Source organism: Micromonospora sp. WMMA1363 (genome assembly GCF_030345795.1).
Lineage (GTDB): Bacteria > Actinomycetota > Actinomycetes > Mycobacteriales > Micromonosporaceae > Micromonospora.
In genome coordinates this window covers 3,627,442-3,644,750 of sequence record NZ_JAUALB010000001.1, presented here as the reverse complement: position 1 = coordinate 3,644,750, position 17,309 = coordinate 3,627,442, and the positions used below count along the sequence as shown (strand labels likewise).

The following is a 17,309-nucleotide window of genomic DNA, read 5'->3' as shown; positions in this document are numbered from 1 at the left end:
CGCCGCTCGGCGCGGCAGGATGGCACGTGTGACGACTCCAGAGGCGACGGGTTACCGGATCGAACACGACTCGATGGGCGAGGTGGAGGTGCCCGCCGAGGCGCTGTGGCGGGCGCAGACCCAGCGTGCGGTGCAGAACTTCCCGATCTCCGGCCGGGGGATCGAGCCGGCGCAGATCCGGGCGCTGGCCCAGATCAAGGGTGCCGCGGCCGAGGTCAACGGCGAGTTGGGCGTGATCGACGCCGACCTGGCCGTCGCGATCGCCGCCGCCGCCGCGCACGTGGCCGACGGCGGGTACGACGACCAGTTCCCGGTGGACGTCTTCCAGACCGGCTCCGGCACGTCGTCCAACATGAACACGAACGAGGTGATCGCCAGCCTGGCCGGCCGGGAGCTGGGTCGGGACGTGCATCCCAACGACCATGTCAACGCGTCGCAGTCCAGTAACGACGTTTTTCCGTCCTCGATCCACCTGGCGGCCACCGAGTTCGTGGCGCGGGATCTGCTGCCGTCCCTGGCCCACCTGGCCGAGGCGCTGGAAAGCAAGGCGGTCGAGTTCGAGACTGTCGTCAAGGCGGGGCGTACCCACCTGATGGACGCCACACCGGTCACGCTCGGCCAGGAGTTCGGCGGCTACGCCGCGCAGGTCCGCTACGGTATCGAGCGGCTGGGGTCGGCGCTGCCCCGGCTCGCCGAGCTGCCGCTGGGTGGCACCGCGGTCGGCACCGGCATCAACACCCCGCTCGGCTTCGCCGCGCGGGTGGTCGAGAAGCTGCGGGCCTCGACCGGCCTGCCGCTGACCGAGGCGCGGAACCACTTCGAGGCGCAGGGGGCGCGGGACGCGCTCGTGGAGACCTCGGGGCAGCTTCGTACCGTCGCGGTCGGGCTGCACAAGATGGCCAACGACATTCGTTGGATGGGTTCGGGACCTCGTGCCGGCCTGCGGGAGCTGCGTATCCCGGATCTCCAGCCGGGCTCGTCGATCATGCCCGGCAAGGTCAATCCGGTGCTCTGCGAGGCCGTTCGCCAGGTCTGCGCCCAGGTGATCGGCAACGACGCCACCGTCGCCTTCGCCGGCTCCCAGGGGGACTTCGAGCTGAACGTCATGCTCCCGGTGATGGCCCGTAACATCCTGGAGTCGATCAAGCTGTTGGCCGCGTCGAGTCGCCTGTTCGCCGACCGTTGTGTGGTCGGCCTGGTCGCGGACGCCGAGGTCTGCCGGGCGTACGCGGAGGGCTCGCCGTCGATCGTCACGCCGCTCAACCGCCACCTCGGGTACGACGAGGCCGCCTCGATCGCCAAGGAGGCGTTGGCCAAGCAGATCTCCATCCGGGAGGTGGTGGTCGCCCGGGGGCACGTCGATTCCGGCGTGCTCACCGAGACGCAGCTCGACGAGGCGCTCGACCTGCTCCGGATGACCCACCCCTGACGGGTCCGCGCTGCATCTGGCCGGGCTAGTCGCCGGCCAGGTGCAGCCGCTGCCAGCCCTGCTCGACCGACCGGTGACACCTGTCGGGGTCGTCGCCGGTGGCGGTGAACAGCGCGGTCAGCAGGAGCGGGCCGTGGGCGAGCGTCTGGCGTGGCAGGGGGCCGTTGGCGACCAGGGAGACCAGCCCGTGGGCGACGGTCCAGCTCTGGGTCGCCAGTTCCAGCGGGACGATGTCGGCGCGGTAGCGGCCGGCCCTCCGGCCCCGTTCGGCGGCTTGGACCAGGTACTCCAGGGTGTCGTCCGCGGCCTGGGCGTCCTCCAGGTCGAAGTTGGCGTCGAACATGACCCGGTACAGGTCGGGGTGGTCCAGGGCGTTGCCGAGGTAGGCGGTGACCAGGGCGGTCAGGTCGCGGACCGGGTCCTCGGACGGCGGGACCGCGGCGAGCCTGGCCGCCAGGCGGGTGAAGCCCTCCTGGCGGAGGGCTTTCCACATGCCGTCCATGCCGCCGAAGTGGGTGTAGACGGCCATCGTCGACACGTGGGTCCCGGCTACCAGCGAGCGGAGGGTGATGGGCTCGCGGGTGCGGAGCATGTGCGCGGCCCGCTCGATGAGAAGGGTGCGGACCGCGGGGTCCTTCGTTCTGGCCACGGCTCCCAGGATACATAACATAGCCGTGCTATGTTTTGGTGAGCCGAGCCTACGGGCTCTTGACGAATGGAGTCAGCATGGCCATCACCCTGGTAAACCCCGAAGGGTTGCCGAAGGTCGACCTCTACCGGCAGGTGGCGGTCGCCACCGGATCGCGGCTGGTGTTCCTGGCCGGCCAGGTCGCCGTCGACGGCGACGGCAACACGGTCGGCGTCGGCGACGTCGCCGCCCAGATCGAGCAGTGCTACCTCAACGTCGCCACCGCCTTGGCCGAGGTCGGCGCGTCCTTCGACGACGTGGCGAAGTTGACCGCCTACGTCGTCGACTGGACTCCCGACAAGATGCCCCTGCTCATGGAGGGAATCGCCCGGGCGGCCGCGAAGTTGGGGATCACCCCGGTCGCGCCGTTCACGGGGCTGGGCGTCAGCGCGCTCGCCGGCCCCGACCTCCTGGTAGAGGTGGAGGCCACCGCGGTCCTCGACTGACGTGCACGGCGGTGCGCGGCCGGACCGGCGCGGCAGCCACCGCCGTCCGGCCGCGCCAGCGCGGTGCTCGCCGCCGGCGATCACATCCGACGGCGCCCGCCGTCCTCGGGCCAGCGCGGGCCGAGCCGCGGCGCCCAGGCCAGGAAGCGGTCGAAGAGGGCCTTCGGGTCCGGGCCGTCGTGCGGGTTGAGCTCGTACAGGTCGGCCACCGCGTCGTGCAGCAGCGTGCAGAGGTAGATGCGCAGCGCGACCGGATCCTCGACGTACTCCCGCCGAAGCGTGAGTCGCGTGGTCGCGCACGGCCACGGCGCGGCGCACGCCCGGCACAGCCAGATTGGGCGCAGTGGCAGGTGCGGCCGGGCGGCGGGGGCGGCCGGGCCGGTCACCACCGGCCGCCGTTGGCCCGCCAGGACTGGGCCAGGGTGAGCCGCCCGGCGCGGCCGACCTGCGGGTTCGCCACGGTGGGCCGGGCCCACGGTGGACGGCACGGTGGCGGTGGAGGTGCGGCCGGCTCGGTCGGCACGGTCGCGTGCCGGTCCGGGCAGGCCCGCCAGCGCAGGCCACAGGAACAGTAGGGGCGCGGCCCGCGCCAGACCCGGCGGTGCCGGGGCGCGGGCGGTACGGGACGCTGGTTGTGGGCAATCCGGACCGGGTCGTGGGCACCCCGGAAGCGGTGCGGAAACCAGGTCCGCCGGGCGGATCGGGACATGGCGCGGCCTTCCTCTCGAACCGACTCGTGTGCGTCATCGCCCCGGCGGTGGGACCGTCCGGCCGGGGAGCGGGCGGTCCCACCGCGACGCCAGGCTCGGGGACCGAGCGGCGCGCGTCGCGCTTCACAGTCTGCTGAGGACACCGCTACGGTCGGAAGGGTTTGTCCGCGCTGTCCGAGGCCCTCTGGGCAGGTCCGGGATGCCGGTGGCGTGGCGCTGGAGTCGATCAACCGGTTCGTGGAGGGCGGCTGGAGATGGCGACTGGACAGATGACCGCCGCGGCGTTCCTGGTGGCGGAGCTACGCCGGGCGCGGGTCCGGCGGGGCTGGAGTCAGGACGAGTTGGCCAGGGCCGTCAACTACTCACCGTCGATGGTCAGCGCGGTGGAACTCGGGCAGCAGCCACCCACCGGCAAGTACCTCGAACAGTTCGACAAGGCCCTCGACACCGGCGGCCTCTACACCCGCATGCTCACCGACCTGGTCAGCCTGGACCGTGCCCAGCCCTGGCTGCGCGGCAGAGGCGCGATCGTTGCGCAGGCGAAGGTGCTGCGCTGGTTCGAGCCGCTGTACGTGCCCGGCCTGTTCCAGACCGAGGCTTACGCTCGCGCCGTTTTCGAGGCCGGTGGCCTGCTCGAAGAGGAGGACGTTGAGCGTCGACTCAACGAGCGGATGGAGGGCCAGCGCATCCTCTACGACGAGGAGCCGCCACGGTTGGTGGCGGTCGTGGACGAGGCTGCTCTGCGCCGTCAGGTCGGGACGCGCAAGACCATGTGTGACCAGACCTCCCACCTCGCGCGGACGGCGACCGAGCACCCCCGGGTCCGACTGCACGTCGTGCCGCAGTCGGCACAAGAACATCCGGGGCTCGGGGGCCCGTTCATCCTCGCGACTCTCCGGGAGGGAATGGAACTGGCGTTCCTCGCCACGCAGGTGGGTGGGCAGGAGCTTGATCAACCGGCCGATCTCGGGCGGTTGCAACGGGTCTGGGAAGCTATCCTTGGCGAGGCGTTGCCCCCGCAGGAGTCTCTTGAACTGGTGAGGAAAGTGACGGAGTCATGGATTTGATGGGCGCCATCTGGCGGAAGAGCACTCGGAGCGCCCAGACCAACGACTGTGTCGAGGTGGCGACCAACCTCTCGGCGGTGGTCGGGGTGCGGGACAGCAAGGATCCGGCGGGGCCGGTGCTGGCCTTCGACCCGTACTCCTGGCGGGTTTTCGTGTCCGCCCTGCGTCGATAGGTGACCGCCTCGCCCGACGCGGAGATCCCCGCCCTCGGGCGCGGGCCAAAGTGGTCAGGGTCGCGCGGCGGCTTTGCGGGCGCGGTAGGCGGTGACGGCGGCGCGGTTGCCGCAGCCGGCGTCGCAGAACCTGCGGGACCGGTTCTTCGACAGGTCGACCAGCACGTTGTCGCAGTCGGGGTGCGCACAGATCCGTAGCCGGCTCAGTTCGCCGCTGCGGACGAGGTCGGCCATCGCCATGGCGGCCTCCACCGCCATCCGCACCGCGAGCGGCGCGTCCCGGGGCACCGCGTGCAGGTGGTACGGCTCGTCGTCGTGCGTGATGAGCTGGGGCAGGGCGTCGTTCTCCCGGAGTAGTCCGTTGACGATGGCCACGATCGCGTCGGTGTCGGCGTGCCAGATGCGGCGCAGCCGAGGGCGCAGGTCGCGGACCGCCCGCAACTCGGTGTCGGTGTGCTCGTGTCGTCCGCTGAAGGTGTGCGTGACGAAGAACTCGTCCAGGGCGGTCACGTCCGGCAGCCCTTCGCCGTCGACGCTGTCGGTGTTGACCAGCGCGGCGGCGGCGATCAGCGAGCACTCGGTGTCATGGGTGAAAAGCAACTTGACTCCTGTCGCTGGGTCGGCCTAGCGTCATCGGCACAGCCATATTTTGCCCATGACGCCCCTCGCTCGCCAAGGAGAGCCCGATGCGCCAACCATCCGTCGGAGGTGCCGGCCTCGCCCTGGCTGTCTTCTCGGCGCTGACCTTCGCCACGTCCGGCACGTTCGCCCGGTCACTGATCAACGCCGGCTGGTCGGCGGAGGCCCTGGTGATCGCCCGGGTCGGCCTCGCCGCCGTGGTGCTGGCGGTGCCGGCAGTGCTGGCGCTGCGCGGCCGCCGGTCGGTGCTCCGGCGCAACATCGCGTCGATCGGCGGGTTCGGGCTGCTCGGCGTCGCCCTCGCCCAGGTGTGCTTCTTCAACGCCGTGCGCTACCTGCCGGTCGGGGTCGCGTTGATGCTGGAATACCTGGGCATCGTGGTCGTGGTCGGTTGGATGTGGCTGGCGCACGGGCAACGCCCCCGCCGGCTCACCGCCGCCGGATCCGTCGCCGCCCTGGCCGGCCTCGGCCTCGTGCTCGACCTGGCCGGCGCCGGACGTCTCGACCCGGTGGGTGTGCTCTGGGGGCTCGGCGCGGCGGTCGGGCTGGCCGGCTACTTCGTGCTCGCCGGCCGGATGGACCCGAACCTGCCGTCGGTGGTGCTGGCCTCCGGCGGGATGGCGGTCGGCGCCGGCGTGCTGCTGCTCCTCGGGTTGGTCGGGGTGCTGCCGCTGCGGGCGTACTTCGGCGCCGTCGACTTCGCCGGGCAGCACACCAGCTGGCTCGTGCCGGTGGCCGGGCTGGTGCTGGTGGCGGCCGTGCTCGCATACCTCACCGGGGTCGCGGCGACCCGCAGCCTCGGCGCCCGGCTGGCCTCGTTCGTCGGGCTGACCGAGGTGATGTTCGCGGTGCTGATCGCCTGGCTGGTGCTGGGCGAGCTGCCGACCGTGGTCCAACTCGCCGGCGGTGTGCTGATCGTCGCCGGCGTGGCCCTGGTCCGCCTCGACGAGCCGCGGGAGACCCCGACGGTCACCGACCCCCAGGAGGAGCTGGTGCTCGCCACCGGCCGTTGACCCGCTGTGCGGGTTCTACGACCGGCCCGCGTCCGGCCGGTCACCGCGCGGGGGAGAGGTGAGGCTCCGGTCCGTCGGGCCCGCCGACGTGCGACCCGACGCGGAAGTGTCCACCTTGACGGATCTGCCCGCCGACCCGACTGCTCTTACGGACGAAGCCGATCTCTCGGTCGTTATCGGGTAGGTGTCTGGCGCAAACGGTGCCGGTGATGTTCGATGGCTGCCACGTCCCTCAACGAGAGGATCCGATGTGAGCAAACGTTTCACCGCTGGAGCCGTCGCCACCGCGACGGTTCTGGCACTGACGGTAACCGGCCTCGGCGTTCCGGCGGGCGCCGCACCCACCAGTGCCCGGACCTTCACCGTCGTGGCCGAGGACGGTGTCGCCGCTGACGCCGCCGTCGCCGCGATCCGGGCTGCCGGGGGCACCGTGGTGTCCCGTACCGACGATGTCGGCATGTTCCAGGTGACCAGCGACCGGACGGACTTCGCGTCCCGGGCGACCGCCGCCCCGGCGCTGATCGGTGCCGCCGAGCAGAAGGCCATCGGCCGCAAGCCCAAGCTCGACCGGGTCGAGCAGGAACACCTGCTGGCCGCCGCCGCCGGCAAGGGGTCCGGCGGGCGCCGGGCCGCGCGGATGGACCCGCTGGACGACAAGCTCTGGGGCCTGGACATGATCCGGGCCGACCGGGCCCGCAAGGTCGAGCCGGGCGACCGGCGGGTGACGGTCGGTGTCCTGGACACCGGTCTCGACGCCAGCCACCCGGACATCGCACCGAATTTCAACTGGAAGCTGTCCCGCAACTTCGCCCCGGACATCGTCGAGGTGGACGGCGAATGTGAGGTCCCGAGCTGCGTCGACCCGGTCGGCACGGACGACGGCGGCCACGGCACCCACGTCGCGGGCACCATCGGCGCCGCCGCCAACGGGTTCGGCCTCTCCGGTGTCGCGCCGAAAGTCTCCCTGGTCGAGTTGAAGGGCGGCCAGGACTCCGGTTACTTCTTCCTGGAGCCGGTGGTCAAGTCGTTGCTGCACGCCGGCAGGGCTGGCCTCGACGTGGTCAACATGTCGTTCTACGTCGACCCGTGGCTGTACAACTGCACCGCAAACCCGGCCGACTCGCCGGAGCACCAGGCCGAGCAGCGCGCCATCATCAAGGCGATGAAGCGGGCGCTGACCTTCGCGCACAACCGTGGGGTCACCCTGGTCGGCTCGCTCGGCAACAACCACGAGGACCTGGCCAACCCGCGGACCGACACCTCCAGCCCGGACTACGGCGACACCCCGCCGTACCCGCGCGAGATCGACAACAACAGCTGCTGGGACCTTCCGGTCGAAGGCCCGCACGTGATCGGCGTGTCGTCGGTCGGCCCGTCCGGCAAGAAGTCCGACTTCTCGAACTACGGCACCGAGGAGATCGGTGTTGCCGCACCGGGTGGCTGGTTCCGGGACGGCTTCGGCACGGACAGCTACCGGACCTACGGCAACCTGATCCTCTCCACCTACCCGAAGAAGGTGCTTCAGGAGGAGGGTGCGGTCGACGAGGACGGCAACGTCGTCCCGGGCGCCGAAACGTCGGTGCTCAAGGAGTGCAAGCGCAACGGTGAGTGCGGGTACTACACGTACCTCCAGGGCACCTCGATGGCCTCGCCGCACGCCTCGGGTGTGGCCGCGCTGATCGTCAGCAAGCACGGCAAGCCGCAGCGTCGGGGCGGCTTCGGCCTGCACCCGGACCTGGTGGAGCAGCACCTGTACCGGACGGCCGCCGAGCACGCCTGCCCGGAGCCGCGGCTCCAGCAGTACCGCGACGAGGGCCGCGACGAGTCCTACGACGCGTACTGCGCCGGTGGGCTCAACTTCAACGGCTTCTACGGATACGGCATCGTCGACGCGTACGCGGCGGTGACCACCCCGCTCAGGCCGTACGCCCGCCCCTGACCGGACGGGACATCCTCGGGGTCCGGCCGACCACCCGGTCGGCCGGACCCCCTGGTCGGTCAGGTGGCGGACCTCGCGGGCGGGGCCCTCGCCTCGCGTGGTGCGGCGTCTCCCGACTGGGTGACGGCCCCGGGGCAGCCGAAGAAGTGTCGTGACTACCGCGGGGAAGGGATCGATGGCCGCAAACGATCCGGGTGCCAGCGTCCCCAACGCCGTGTCCGGCTGGGTCGCTCGGTGGTCGGGGATCCACCTCACTCTCGCCGCAGCTGTCCGGCCACTCCTCGGAGCGCCCGCCGCGTGTGCTGCCGGGACGCGCTCATGGCGGGCAATCGCAGGCCGCGGGCGGGCCGGCTAGCCGTCGGCGATGCGGATGAGGCCGCCGACGCTACCGACATACGCGGCGCCGTCCGGCCCGAGGGAGACCGGGGCGTAGTGGTTGCTGACCAGCGGGCCGGCTCCGGCGAGCCGGCGCCACACCCGCTCGCCGGTCCGCACGTCGATCGCGGTCAGGTACCACGCGTCCGGACAACCCAGTAGCCGGCCGCCGGGTCGGAACGCCAGTTCGTCGGCGGACGGATGAGTGTAGGTGTACAGCAGTCCGTTGGCCAGCGAGACCTTGCTGACCACACTCGGGATCCGCTCGGTCGTGTTGGACCAGGCGACGGAGCAGCGTCGGCCGGAGTAGTCGACGTGTATCCGGGTCAGGCCCGGCGCGGTGTCGGCCAGCCTGGCCCCGGCCAGCCCCTTGAGCAGCGTCCGAAAGTCGCCCCGGTATCCGTAGTTGTTCTCGACGATGAGGTCACCGCCGACGGCGACGAGGCTGTTCTCGGTGGCGCCGGTGCGGGCGGGGAAGACCGGCTGGGCGCAGACCCTGGTCGGTCCGGCCTTTCCCCGGGCCAGCACGAGTACCCGCATGGCCGGGTCGGCGTTGTCGGTGATGGCCACGTAGCCGCCGTCCGGGCCGGACGCCGGGCCGATCAGGGTGGGAGTGGTGCCGCTGCCCTGGCTGAGCTGGCCCGGTTTCTGTCGGCTGCCCCGGTCGTAGGGGGTGCGCCAGGTGACCTCGGGTCGGCCGTCGGGGGCCGCGTCGAACCGGTAGAGCGCGTGGTCGCTGGCGACGAAGACCCCGCCGGACTCGTCCACGGCGATGCTGTTGGCGATCTGCTCGCCGTCGATGCCGTGTGTCTCGACTCGGCCGCTGGTCATGTCGAGGGTGCCGACCGTTCCGTCCTTGGTGGCGAACCAGAGCCGTCCCGACCAGTCCGGCAGGGCCGACACGATGTCGCTGGTGCCGATGGCGGGGGTGAGGTCGTAGCTGCGCCGGGGCACGAGGCGGTCGCCCTGGACGGCCACGACCAGGATGTCACCGGCGTCGGTCGGGATGATCGCCCGGTCGTGGTTGTCGAGGTAGAAGTACACGCCGCCGGAGATCTCGGTGGGGCTGGTGCTGGTGGTGCCGGGCAGGCGCAGCGCGGCGATCGCGTCGAGGGTGCCCGGATCCAGTAGGAGGAGCCGGGGCGCCTGGCCTGGGGTGATGCAGACCGTGACGATCCGGCCCCTGGAGTCGAAGGTGACCGAGAGGCACATCCCGCCCTGCAGCCGGCTGCGGACCGTCAGGTCGCGCCCGGTTGGGCCGGGACGTCGGTACGTGTCGGTCTGGTAGGCGTCGCCGTGGATGTTGCTGGAGCCGTTGTCGGCCATGAAGGGATGCCGCGGCGCCTCGGGGGCGTCGATCGGGTGGGCCGCGGCCGGCTGTCCCGTGAACGGCTGGAGAGCGATGCCGCGGGGGCCGACGGGGATGGGCAGGGCGCGGCCGGCGGAGCTGTCGACTGTGGTGGCTCCGGGCAACGCCAGGCCGAATACCGTCATGGCGGAGGCCAGGGCGAGACCTCGCTTGCGCATGGTCATGATCCTGCCTGTCGATGAATGTCGATGGATAGTGGAGTCTAGCGGCGTGCCGGGGCATCGACAATGGACGTCACCATCCCCCTTCGGGCCCGGTCGACGGCCCGGCTCGCGGACCGGTAGCCTTTGATCATGGATCCGGTGGTGGTTCTGCGGGACATGCGCCAGGACGAGTACGACGTGTACTCGGAGCAGCAGATCCGTGAGTACGTGGAGTCGCTCGCCACGACGGCCCCGTACGAGGTGTCAGTGGAGAAGGCGCGTCAGGATCGAGCGACGTTCCTGCCGCGCGGGCTGGCGACCGAGGGACACTACCTGCTGGTGGCGGAGAACGACGCCGGTCAGGTGGTCGGCAGCGTGTGGCTCGGTCTGGCGGATCCCCGCACGGGGTCGACCGAGATGGCGTGGCTCTTCGACATCCGGGTCGAGTCCGCCCACCGCCGCTCCGGCTACGGCGCGGCCATCCTCGGCGCCGCCGAGGCGTTGGCGCGCGAGGCTGGGGCGCGGCGACTGGGCCTCAACGTGTTCGGCGACAACGCGGCGGCGATCGCCCTGTACGAGCGCAGCGGCTACCAGGTCACCACGCAGCAGATGGCGAAACGGCTGCGGAGTGGCGCGGAGTAGCCGCACGGGCGGTCAGCGGAGGGTGGCGGAGATCGCGCTGGCCGCCGCGAGGACCTGGGCCCCGACGGTCTCGGCGTCCAGCGGCGCCAGGGACACCACTCCGACGCTCGCCTCCAGACCGGGCACGCCCAACACCGGCGCCGCCACCCCGTACGCCCCCGACTGCAGTTCCCCGGCGGTGCTCACCGGACCGGCGGCGCCGGCCCGGCCGGCGAGGATGGCCCGCCCCGCGGCCCCCCGCTCCAGTGGGTGCCGCGCCCCGGTCCGGTACGCCACGTGCAACGCCGTCCAACTCGGCTCGACCACCGCCAGCGCGACCCCCTCGCCGCCTTCGACGACCGTCAGGTGCGCGGTCGCGCCGGCCTGCTCGGCGAGCCGGCGCAGCGCCGGGAGCGCCCCCTCGGCGAGCAGCGGTTGGGCGCGCCGGGCCAGGTGCAGGACCCCGGCACCGAGCCGCAGCCGCCCGTCGCTGTCCCGGCGCAGCATGCCATGCGCGGTCAGGGGGGCGGCCAGCCGGTAGACGGCGGCCCGGCCGATCCCCAGCCGGCCCGCCGCCTCGGTGACGGTCAACCCGCCCGGCGCGTCGGCGACCAGGTGCAACAGCCGCAGGCCCCGGTCGAGGGTCTGGGCGGTCTCGCCCCCGCGCGCCGCCGGGTCGGCCCGCCCGCCCGCCGTCGCCCCCTGGTCGGGGCGTACCCGCCGGGCGGCGCCCGCCGCCGCGCTCGTGCCGGGCCGCCCCGACCGGGCGGCACCCGATGCCGCATCCGCAGCGGGCCGCACCGGGTCCGCACCGGACCGCGCGGGCTGGGCACCACCCGCACCGTCGTTCGCGCGGGACCGCGTCGACCGGTCGCCACCCGGCCCCGGTTCCGCCAGTGGCGGGACGGCGCCGGCTCGGGCTGTCGGGTCGCTGCCGGGTCGGGCGGTGGTGTCCACGACCAGCAGCGTACGACCCGGCTCCTGCCGACCCGGAAAAGCGGCGACGGATACCCTTGTACGGTGACGCTACGCCTGTATGACACCGCCACCCGATCGGTGCGGGACTTCGTCCCGCTGGAAACCGGCAAGGTGGGGATCTACCTGTGTGGTCTCACCCTCCAGGCGCCGCCACACATCGGGCACCTTCGCTCCGGGGTCAACTACGACGTGTTGCGCCGCTGGCTGCTGGCGCACGGATATGCGGTCCGGTTCATCCGGAACCTGACTGACATCGACGACAAGATCCTCGTCAAGGCGCAGGAACGGGGCCGACCGTTCTGGTCGATCGCGTACGCCAACGAGCTGACGCTGGCCGCCGCGTACCGGGCGCTGAACGTGCTGCCCCCGACGTACGAGCCGCGGGCCACCGGGCACATCCCGGAAATGCACGAGCTGATCGCGAGGCTCATCGACACCGGGCACGCCTACCCGGCCACCGACGGCTCCGGCGACGTCTACTTCGACGTGCTGTCCTGGCCGGCGTACGGGGCGCTGTCCAACCAGTCGCCGGACGACATGCAGTCCGCCGGGGACGCCCCGGACCGGGGCAAGCGTGACCAGCGGGACTTCGCCCTGTGGAAGGGCGCCAAGCCGGACGAACCGGCCGACGCGTACTGGCCCTCGCCCTGGGGCCGGGGTCGGCCCGGCTGGCACATCGAGTGCTCGGCGATGTGCTGGCGCTACCTGGGAGCCGAGTTCGACATCCACGGCGGCGGACTGGACCTGACCTTCCCGCACCACGAGAACGAACTCGCCCAGTCGCAGGCCGCCGGCCTCGGGTTCGCGCGGTACTGGGTGCACCACGGCCTGCTCAACATCGGCGGTGCCAAGATGGGCAAGTCCGCCGGGAACACCCTCGACCTCGCCTACGTCGACTCGCTCGGGGTCCGCCCGGTGGAACTGCGCTACTACTACGCCGCCGCGCACTACCGGTCGTGCATCGACTACTCCGAGGACGCGTTGCGCGAGGCGGCCGTCGCGTACCGCCGGATCGAGGGTTTCGTGCAGCGGGCGGCCGAGCGGGTCGGTGCGGGCCAGCTCGGCGAGGTGCCGGCGGCGTTCGCCGCCGCCATGGACGACGACCTCAACACCTCCGCCGCGCTCGCCGTGGTGCACGAGGTGGTCCGGGACGGCAACACGGCGCTGACCGGCGGCGACGATGTGACCGTGCGCACCGCGCTCGGCCAGGTACGCGCGATGCTGGATATCCTCGGGGTCGACCCCCTCGACCCGGCGTGGACCGGCGGGGACCGCGCGGACGACCTGCGCGGTGTGGTGGACTCCCTGGTGGCCCTGGCTCTCGAGCAGCGTGCGCAGGCACGCAGCCGGAAGGACTGGGCCGCCGCCGACGCGGTGCGCGACCAGCTCAAGCAGGCCGGCGTGGTGGTCGAGGACACCCCCCAGGGCCCCCGTTGGACTATTGGAGAGCAGGACTGATGGCCGGCAACTCACAGCGCCGCGGCCGGCGGCTGACGCCGAAGGCCGGAGCCCCCAAGGGCTCCGGCGGCAAGAACCGGGACGCCCTCGTGGGGCGGGGCCGCACCCTGCCCGCCGACGAGCGGCCGTGGCACAAGGCGTACTCCGGCACCGAGAAGCTGCCCCAGCGCACCGCCTGGAAGCAGGAGAAGGAGCGCCGGACCGCCGCCGACGAAGGGCGTACCCCCAAGATCGGCAAGCCCGGCACGAAGGACACCACCTGGGGCCGGGGCGGCGGGCGGGGCGTACCCGGCGGCAAGGGCGACGGTCGTGGCAAGCCCGGCCGCGGTGGCCCGCGGGTCGCCCCGGGCCGCAAGGCGAACCCGGCGAAGGACGCGCCGGAGCTGCTCGTCGGCCGTAACCCGGTGCTGGAGTCGCTGCGCGCGCACGTGCCGGCGACCGCCCTGTACGTGGCCCAGGGCATCGACATCGACGACCGGGTGAACGAGATCGTCCGCACCGCCGCCGACCGGGGTATCGCGCTCCTGGAGGTCAGCCGCGCCGAGCTGGACCGGATGACCGGCGGCGTGCTGCACCAGGGAATCGGCTTGCAGGTTCCGCCGTTCGCGTACGAGCCCTTCGAGGACCTGGTGGCCGTCGCGCTGGAGCAGGCCGCGCCGCTGCTGGTGGCGCTGGACGGGGTCACCGACCCGCGCAACCTGGGCGCGGTGATCCGGTCCGCCGCCGCGTTCGGCGCGCAGGGTGTCTTCGTGCCCGAGCGGCGGGCCGCCGGGATCACCGCGACCGCCTGGCGGACCAGCGCCGGCGCCGCCGCGCGGGTTCCGGTCGCCCAGGTGACCAACCTGACCCGCTCGCTGAAGGCGTGCAAGGACGCCGGCTTCGTCGTGGTCGGCTTGGACGCCGACGGTGAGACCGACCTGTACGACCTGGAGGCCGCCGTCGGCCCGCTGGTCGTCGTCGTCGGCTCCGAGGGCCGCGGCCTGTCCCGACTGGTCGGCGAGACCTGCGACCTGACGGTCCGTGTCCCGATGGTCTCGGACGTCGAGTCGCTGAACGCCAGCGTCGCGGCGGCGGTGACCCTCGCCGAGGTGACGCGTCGCCGCGCCACCGAGGGCTGAGCGTCTGGTCGGACATCCGCGGAGGGGCGGGCCGCCGTGGCGGCCCGCCCCTCTCCGCTGTACGCCGGCTCAGCCGGACGTCAGATCCGGTGGCCGATGTTGGCGTGGAACACGTGGTTGCGTCCGGCGCGCGGCTTGACGAACACGGTCTCACCCATGTTCGGCACGGACCGCCGGTCGGTGCGGACCACGAACCGCTCGTTGGCGCCGTCCAACGCCGCGTGGCCGTAGATGTTGGCGTCCGAGCCGAGATCCTCGACCAGCTCGACGACGACCGGCATGCCGCCCTCGGTCGGGCTGACCAGGTCGCAGTCCTCCGGGCGGAAGCCCACGGTCACCTTGCCGTCGCCGCCGTCGGCACGGGCCGCCGCGACCTGCTCGCGGCTGAGCGGGACGTTCATCTCGGCGAACTCGGCGCCCTTGTCGGTCAGCGACACGGTCTTGATGTTCATCGCGGGGGAGCCCATGAAACCGGCGACGAAGACGTTGGCCGGGGTGTCGTAGAGCGCCCGTGGGGTGTCGACCTGCTGGAGTTCACCGTCGAGCAGGACGGCCACCCGGTGCCCCATGGTCATGGCCTCGACCTGGTCGTGGGTGACGTAGACGGTGGTGACGCCGAGGTTGGCCTGCAGCGAGGCGATCTGCGTACGGGTCTGGACCCGCAGCTTGGCGTCGAGGTTCGACAGGGGCTCGTCCATGAGGAAGACCTGCGGCTCGCGGACGATCGCCCGGCCCATCGCCACCCGCTGGCGCTGGCCACCCGAGAGGGCCTTCGGCTTACGGTTGAGGAACTCCTCCAGTTGGAGCAGCGTCGCCGCCTCCTTGACCCGCCGGTCGATCTCCGACTTCGAGGTCTTGCGTAGCTTGAGCGCGAACGCCATGTTCTCGTACACCGTCATGTGCGGGTAGAGGGCGTAGTTCTGGAATACCATCGCGATGTCGCGGGCCTTCGGCGGCAGGTGCGTGACGTCCCGGTCGTCGATGTGGATCGAGCCCTGGTCGACGTCCTCGAGGCCGGCGAGCATGCGCAGGCTGGTGGACTTGCCGCAACCGGAGGGACCGACCAGGACCAGGAACTCGCCGTCGCCGATCTCCAGGTCGAGCTGGTTGACGGCGGGCCGTTCGGTGCCCGGGTAGATCCGGGACGCCTTGCTGTAGGTGACCGTAGCCATGGGGGGATGCTTCCTTTCACCGGCAGGAACGTGCCGGACGATCCGAGTGAAGGAGCGGCCGGCACGCGTCGTGCACCGGCCCACGGGCGACACGTGTCGACCGTGTCACTGCACCGTAAACGGCTTTCCCGTAGCTGCCAAGCTGCGCGGCCCGGACGGCGGCGCATACCGGTCAACGGTGGTCAGGCGGACACGAAACCTCGGCCGGCACCGACGGCGCGCGGCCAACATTCCGAGGTTTCCGATGCTCGCAAGGCCTGGCGCGCGGGAAATCCGGGCGCCAGTCGCTATGCTGGCGTCGACATCACACGCCCCTGTAGCTCAGCTGGCCAGAGCACTCGCCTTGTAAGCGAGATGTCGCCGGTTCGATCCCGGCCGGGGGCTCCAAGTACCACTTAGAGGCCCGATGACCTGGGAAAACACCAAGGTCATCGGGCCTTAAACTTTGTCTGGCTGCCCGGATCGGACTTGCCTAGCCGCTCACACAGCACTCGCTTAGAGGAATGAGGGGGCATACCATGTGTCGATGGTGAGACATTCCCGGCCCGACCCGGGCCACCTCCGCCCCTTCATCGAGTCCTTCGCCCTTGAGCTGCGGATACGCGGCAAGAGCACCCGTACACGCGAGATGTACACCGATGCCGTGTCCTGGTTCGGCGGCTGGCTGATCCAACACAAGCCGGTGCAGTCCTGGGGGGGTGTCACACGTGGGCACCTCGGCGCGTTCTTTCTCTGGCTCGACGATCAGGGCTACTCCGCGTCGTACCGCAACAACATCGCGCGCTGCCTCCAGCAATTCTGCAAGTGGTACGCGGAGGAGGAGGATCTTCCGAACCCGTTCGAGCGGTTCGTGCCCCCCGCAGCCCCCAAGTTGGGGGAGAAGCTCGTGCCGGTCCTGGAACTGGAGGACATGCAGCGCCTGGTCAAGGACGCCGAGCAGGGACGCGACCTTGAGAGTCGTCGGGACGCAGCGATCTTGCGAGTGTTCGCCTGCACCGGAGTCCGGCTCGCCGAACTCGCGGGCCTGGAGGTCGGCGACGTGTCGGTCGCGGACCGAACCGCAATCGTCGTGGGCAAGGGCAGCAAGCAGCGGACGGTCAAGTTTGATCACAAGTGCGCCCAGGCGATCGACCGGTACAAGAGGGTCCGGGCCAGCCACAAGGCTGCCGCCCTGCCGGCCTTGTGGCTGGGTTTGCGACGGAACGAACGGGGGATGACCCGCTCCGGCATCTACCAGATGATCGCCCGCCGCGGAGAGCGATTGGGGATCAGGGTGCACCCGCACATGTTCAGGCACACCTTCGCGCACCGCTGGCTGGATGCCGGCGGCGCGGAGGGTGATCTCGAGGAGCTGGCGGGCTGGGAATCATCACAGATGCTGCGTCACTACGGTCGGTCGGCCCGGTCCGCCAGAGCCCGACGTGCGTACGACCGCGTGGACGTGATGGGTGGCCTGTAGCGGGCTTATCCGCGCTGGCTGGGGCCTGCTGGCTCGGACAGGTCCAGCCTGCCGCGGTCGGTGAGGTCCTTGACGGCGGCGCTGTAGCCGCACCACCAGCGCTTGTCTCCGGACTCGGTGAGCCAGAGACGGATATGGCCGGCCGCGAGGAGTGCGGCGGAGGTGAAGCCGAGGAGCAGCACGCCGACGAACAGCAGGCTGAGTCTGGGCGTGTGGGTCGCTTCGGGGCTGAGCACGATGATCATAAGTGCTGCGAAGAGCGCGACGGTGATGAGTCCGGCAAACCTACCGAGGGTGATCATCCAGCATTTGTGGAGCACGGTGCGGGTCATCTCCGATCAGGTGAGATTGGGGAGGGGCATGATCGGAGGTCGGACGGGGGTGCGCGCCGGCCTCCCGAGGGTTGCCGCTGGCGGTGCGGTCCCCGGTCTGCTATGGAGAGTGTGACTGCTGGATGGTGGCCACCTCCCCCGGGTTGGTGGCGGTCCCACGGATGGGACTGCCGTGCGGAT

At 71.3% G+C, this 17,309-nt stretch carries 18 protein-coding genes, 1 tRNA gene and 1 pseudogene; 12 read left to right on the top strand and 8 right to left on the bottom strand.

Going from position 1 to position 17,309, the window contains the following annotated elements; genetic code table 11:
* Positions 1-19: 19 nt before the first annotated feature.
* Positions 20-1,429: a class II fumarate hydratase gene (locus QTQ03_RS16905; protein ID WP_289278894.1), complete on the top strand. Its 1,410-nt coding sequence runs from the start codon at positions 20-22 to the stop codon at positions 1,427-1,429.
* 25 nt (positions 1,430-1,454) lie between these two features.
* Here the strand turns inward: QTQ03_RS16905 and QTQ03_RS16900 are convergent, their stop codons facing one another.
* Positions 1,455-2,078 (bottom strand): TetR/AcrR family transcriptional regulator, encoded by a 624-nt coding sequence (locus tag QTQ03_RS16900; protein ID WP_289278893.1) that lies wholly within the window; start codon positions 2,076-2,078, stop codon positions 1,455-1,457.
* Positions 2,079-2,155: 77 nt separating this feature from the next.
* Between QTQ03_RS16900 and QTQ03_RS16895 the strand changes: the two genes are divergently transcribed.
* Positions 2,156-2,563: a RidA family protein gene (locus tag QTQ03_RS16895; protein ID WP_289278892.1), complete on the top strand. Its 408-nt coding sequence runs from the start codon at positions 2,156-2,158 to the stop codon at positions 2,561-2,563.
* 80 nt (positions 2,564-2,643) lie between these two features.
* On the opposite strand, the gene QTQ03_RS16890 is transcribed toward QTQ03_RS16895, so the two are convergent.
* Positions 2,644-2,952, bottom strand: a complete 309-nt coding sequence (locus QTQ03_RS16890; RefSeq protein WP_502889769.1) for a hypothetical protein — start codon at positions 2,950-2,952, stop codon at positions 2,644-2,646.
* Positions 2,946-3,272 (bottom strand): hypothetical protein, encoded by a 327-nt coding sequence (locus QTQ03_RS16885; protein ID WP_289278891.1) that lies wholly within the window; start codon positions 3,270-3,272, stop codon positions 2,946-2,948. Before QTQ03_RS16885 ends, QTQ03_RS16890 begins: the two co-directional genes overlap by 7 nt.
* Before the next feature lie 255 nt (positions 3,273-3,527).
* Between QTQ03_RS16885 and QTQ03_RS16880 the strand changes: the two genes are divergently transcribed.
* The gene (locus tag QTQ03_RS16880; RefSeq protein ID WP_289278890.1) at positions 3,528-4,340 is read left to right on the top strand and encodes a helix-turn-helix domain-containing protein; all 813 of its coding nucleotides are present in this window, start codon (positions 3,528-3,530) and stop codon (positions 4,338-4,340) included.
* A complete protein-coding gene (locus QTQ03_RS16875; RefSeq protein WP_289278889.1) occupies positions 4,331-4,513 on the top strand; it encodes a DUF397 domain-containing protein in 183 nt (60 codons plus the stop codon). The genes QTQ03_RS16880 and QTQ03_RS16875 overlap by 10 nt, the downstream gene beginning before the upstream one ends.
* A 54-nt stretch (positions 4,514-4,567) precedes the next feature.
* Here the strand turns inward: QTQ03_RS16875 and QTQ03_RS16870 are convergent, their stop codons facing one another.
* Positions 4,568-5,113, bottom strand: a complete 546-nt coding sequence (locus tag QTQ03_RS16870; protein ID WP_289278888.1) for a CGNR zinc finger domain-containing protein — start codon at positions 5,111-5,113, stop codon at positions 4,568-4,570.
* Positions 5,114-5,199: 86 nt separating this feature from the next.
* Between QTQ03_RS16870 and QTQ03_RS16865 the strand changes: the two genes are divergently transcribed.
* From QTQ03_RS16865 to QTQ03_RS16855, 3 genes and pseudogenes are all read left to right on the top strand, one after another.
* Entirely contained in the window at positions 5,200-6,165 is a 966-nt protein-coding gene (locus QTQ03_RS16865) for an EamA family transporter (protein ID WP_289278887.1), read from the top strand.
* 79 nt (positions 6,166-6,244) lie between these two features.
* Positions 6,245-6,349 (top strand): annotated as a pseudogene (locus QTQ03_RS16860) (HAD family hydrolase); the annotation flags it as partial.
* A gap of 66 nt (positions 6,350-6,415) precedes the next feature.
* Positions 6,416-8,104 (top strand): S8 family serine peptidase, encoded by a 1,689-nt coding sequence (locus QTQ03_RS16855; protein WP_289278886.1) that lies wholly within the window; start codon positions 6,416-6,418, stop codon positions 8,102-8,104.
* 351 nt (positions 8,105-8,455) lie between these two features.
* Here QTQ03_RS16855 and QTQ03_RS16850 read toward each other — a convergent pair whose 3' ends face one another.
* Positions 8,456-10,006, bottom strand: a complete 1,551-nt coding sequence (locus QTQ03_RS16850) for a hypothetical protein (protein ID WP_289278885.1) — start codon at positions 10,004-10,006, stop codon at positions 8,456-8,458.
* Positions 10,007-10,141: 135 nt separating this feature from the next.
* Between QTQ03_RS16850 and QTQ03_RS16845 the strand changes: the two genes are divergently transcribed.
* Positions 10,142-10,633 (top strand): GNAT family N-acetyltransferase, encoded by a 492-nt coding sequence (locus tag QTQ03_RS16845; protein WP_289278884.1) that lies wholly within the window; start codon positions 10,142-10,144, stop codon positions 10,631-10,633.
* 12 nt (positions 10,634-10,645) lie between these two features.
* Here the strand turns inward: QTQ03_RS16845 and QTQ03_RS16840 are convergent, their stop codons facing one another.
* Positions 10,646-11,242: an IclR family transcriptional regulator gene (locus QTQ03_RS16840; RefSeq protein WP_502889870.1), complete on the bottom strand. Its 597-nt coding sequence runs from the start codon at positions 11,240-11,242 to the stop codon at positions 10,646-10,648.
* Positions 11,243-11,632: 390 nt separating this feature from the next.
* On the opposite strand from QTQ03_RS16840, the gene cysS reads away from it, so the two are divergent.
* Together cysS and rlmB are read left to right on the top strand one after the other, a co-directional pair.
* Positions 11,633-13,048 (top strand): cysteine--tRNA ligase, encoded by a 1,416-nt coding sequence (gene cysS / locus QTQ03_RS16835; protein WP_289278883.1) that lies wholly within the window; start codon positions 11,633-11,635, stop codon positions 13,046-13,048.
* Positions 13,048-14,166: a 23S rRNA (guanosine(2251)-2'-O)-methyltransferase RlmB gene (gene rlmB, locus QTQ03_RS16830; RefSeq protein ID WP_289278882.1), complete on the top strand. Its 1,119-nt coding sequence runs from the start codon at positions 13,048-13,050 to the stop codon at positions 14,164-14,166. The genes cysS and rlmB overlap by 1 nt, the downstream gene beginning before the upstream one ends.
* An 80-nt stretch (positions 14,167-14,246) precedes the next feature.
* On the opposite strand, the gene QTQ03_RS16825 is transcribed toward rlmB, so the two are convergent.
* Entirely contained in the window at positions 14,247-15,338 is a 1,092-nt protein-coding gene (locus tag QTQ03_RS16825; protein ID WP_289278881.1) for an ABC transporter ATP-binding protein, read from the bottom strand.
* 310 nt (positions 15,339-15,648) lie between these two features.
* Between QTQ03_RS16825 and QTQ03_RS16820 the strand changes: the two genes are divergently transcribed.
* Positions 15,649-15,725, top strand: a tRNA-Thr gene (locus tag QTQ03_RS16820).
* Between the two features lie 139 nt (positions 15,726-15,864).
* Positions 15,865-16,797, top strand: coding sequence for a tyrosine-type recombinase/integrase (locus QTQ03_RS16815; RefSeq protein WP_289278880.1), 933 nt, complete (start codon positions 15,865-15,867; stop codon positions 16,795-16,797).
* Positions 16,798-16,802: 5 nt separating this feature from the next.
* Here the strand turns inward: QTQ03_RS16815 and QTQ03_RS16810 are convergent, their stop codons facing one another.
* Entirely contained in the window at positions 16,803-17,129 is a 327-nt protein-coding gene (locus QTQ03_RS16810) for a hypothetical protein (RefSeq protein ID WP_289278879.1), read from the bottom strand.
* Positions 17,130-17,309: the final 180 nt, after the last annotated feature.

Coding starts and splice junctions, on each gene's coding strand:
- QTQ03_RS16895 (WP_289278892.1), top strand. CDS start 2,156: ATGGCCATCACCCTGGTAAACCCCGAAGGGTTGCCGAAGGTCGACCTC.
- QTQ03_RS16905 (WP_289278894.1), top strand. CDS start 20: ATGGCACGTGTGACGACTCCAGAGGCGACGGGTTACCGGATCGAACAC.
- QTQ03_RS16850 (WP_289278885.1), bottom strand. CDS start 10,006: ATGCGCAAGCGAGGTCTCGCCCTGGCCTCCGCCATGACGGTATTCGGC.
- QTQ03_RS16845 (WP_289278884.1), top strand. CDS start 10,142: ATGGATCCGGTGGTGGTTCTGCGGGACATGCGCCAGGACGAGTACGAC.
- rlmB (WP_289278882.1), top strand. CDS start 13,048: ATGGCCGGCAACTCACAGCGCCGCGGCCGGCGGCTGACGCCGAAGGCC.
- QTQ03_RS16815 (WP_289278880.1), top strand. CDS start 15,865: ATGGTGAGACATTCCCGGCCCGACCCGGGCCACCTCCGCCCCTTCATC.
- QTQ03_RS16880 (WP_289278890.1), top strand. CDS start 3,528: ATGGCGACTGGACAGATGACCGCCGCGGCGTTCCTGGTGGCGGAGCTA.
- QTQ03_RS16885 (WP_289278891.1), bottom strand. CDS start 3,272: ATGTCCCGATCCGCCCGGCGGACCTGGTTTCCGCACCGCTTCCGGGGT.
- QTQ03_RS16875 (WP_289278889.1), top strand. CDS start 4,331: ATGGATTTGATGGGCGCCATCTGGCGGAAGAGCACTCGGAGCGCCCAG.
- QTQ03_RS16825 (WP_289278881.1), bottom strand. CDS start 15,338: ATGGCTACGGTCACCTACAGCAAGGCGTCCCGGATCTACCCGGGCACC.
- QTQ03_RS16865 (WP_289278887.1), top strand. CDS start 5,200: ATGCGCCAACCATCCGTCGGAGGTGCCGGCCTCGCCCTGGCTGTCTTC.
- QTQ03_RS16810 (WP_289278879.1), bottom strand. CDS start 17,129: ATGACCCGCACCGTGCTCCACAAATGCTGGATGATCACCCTCGGTAGG.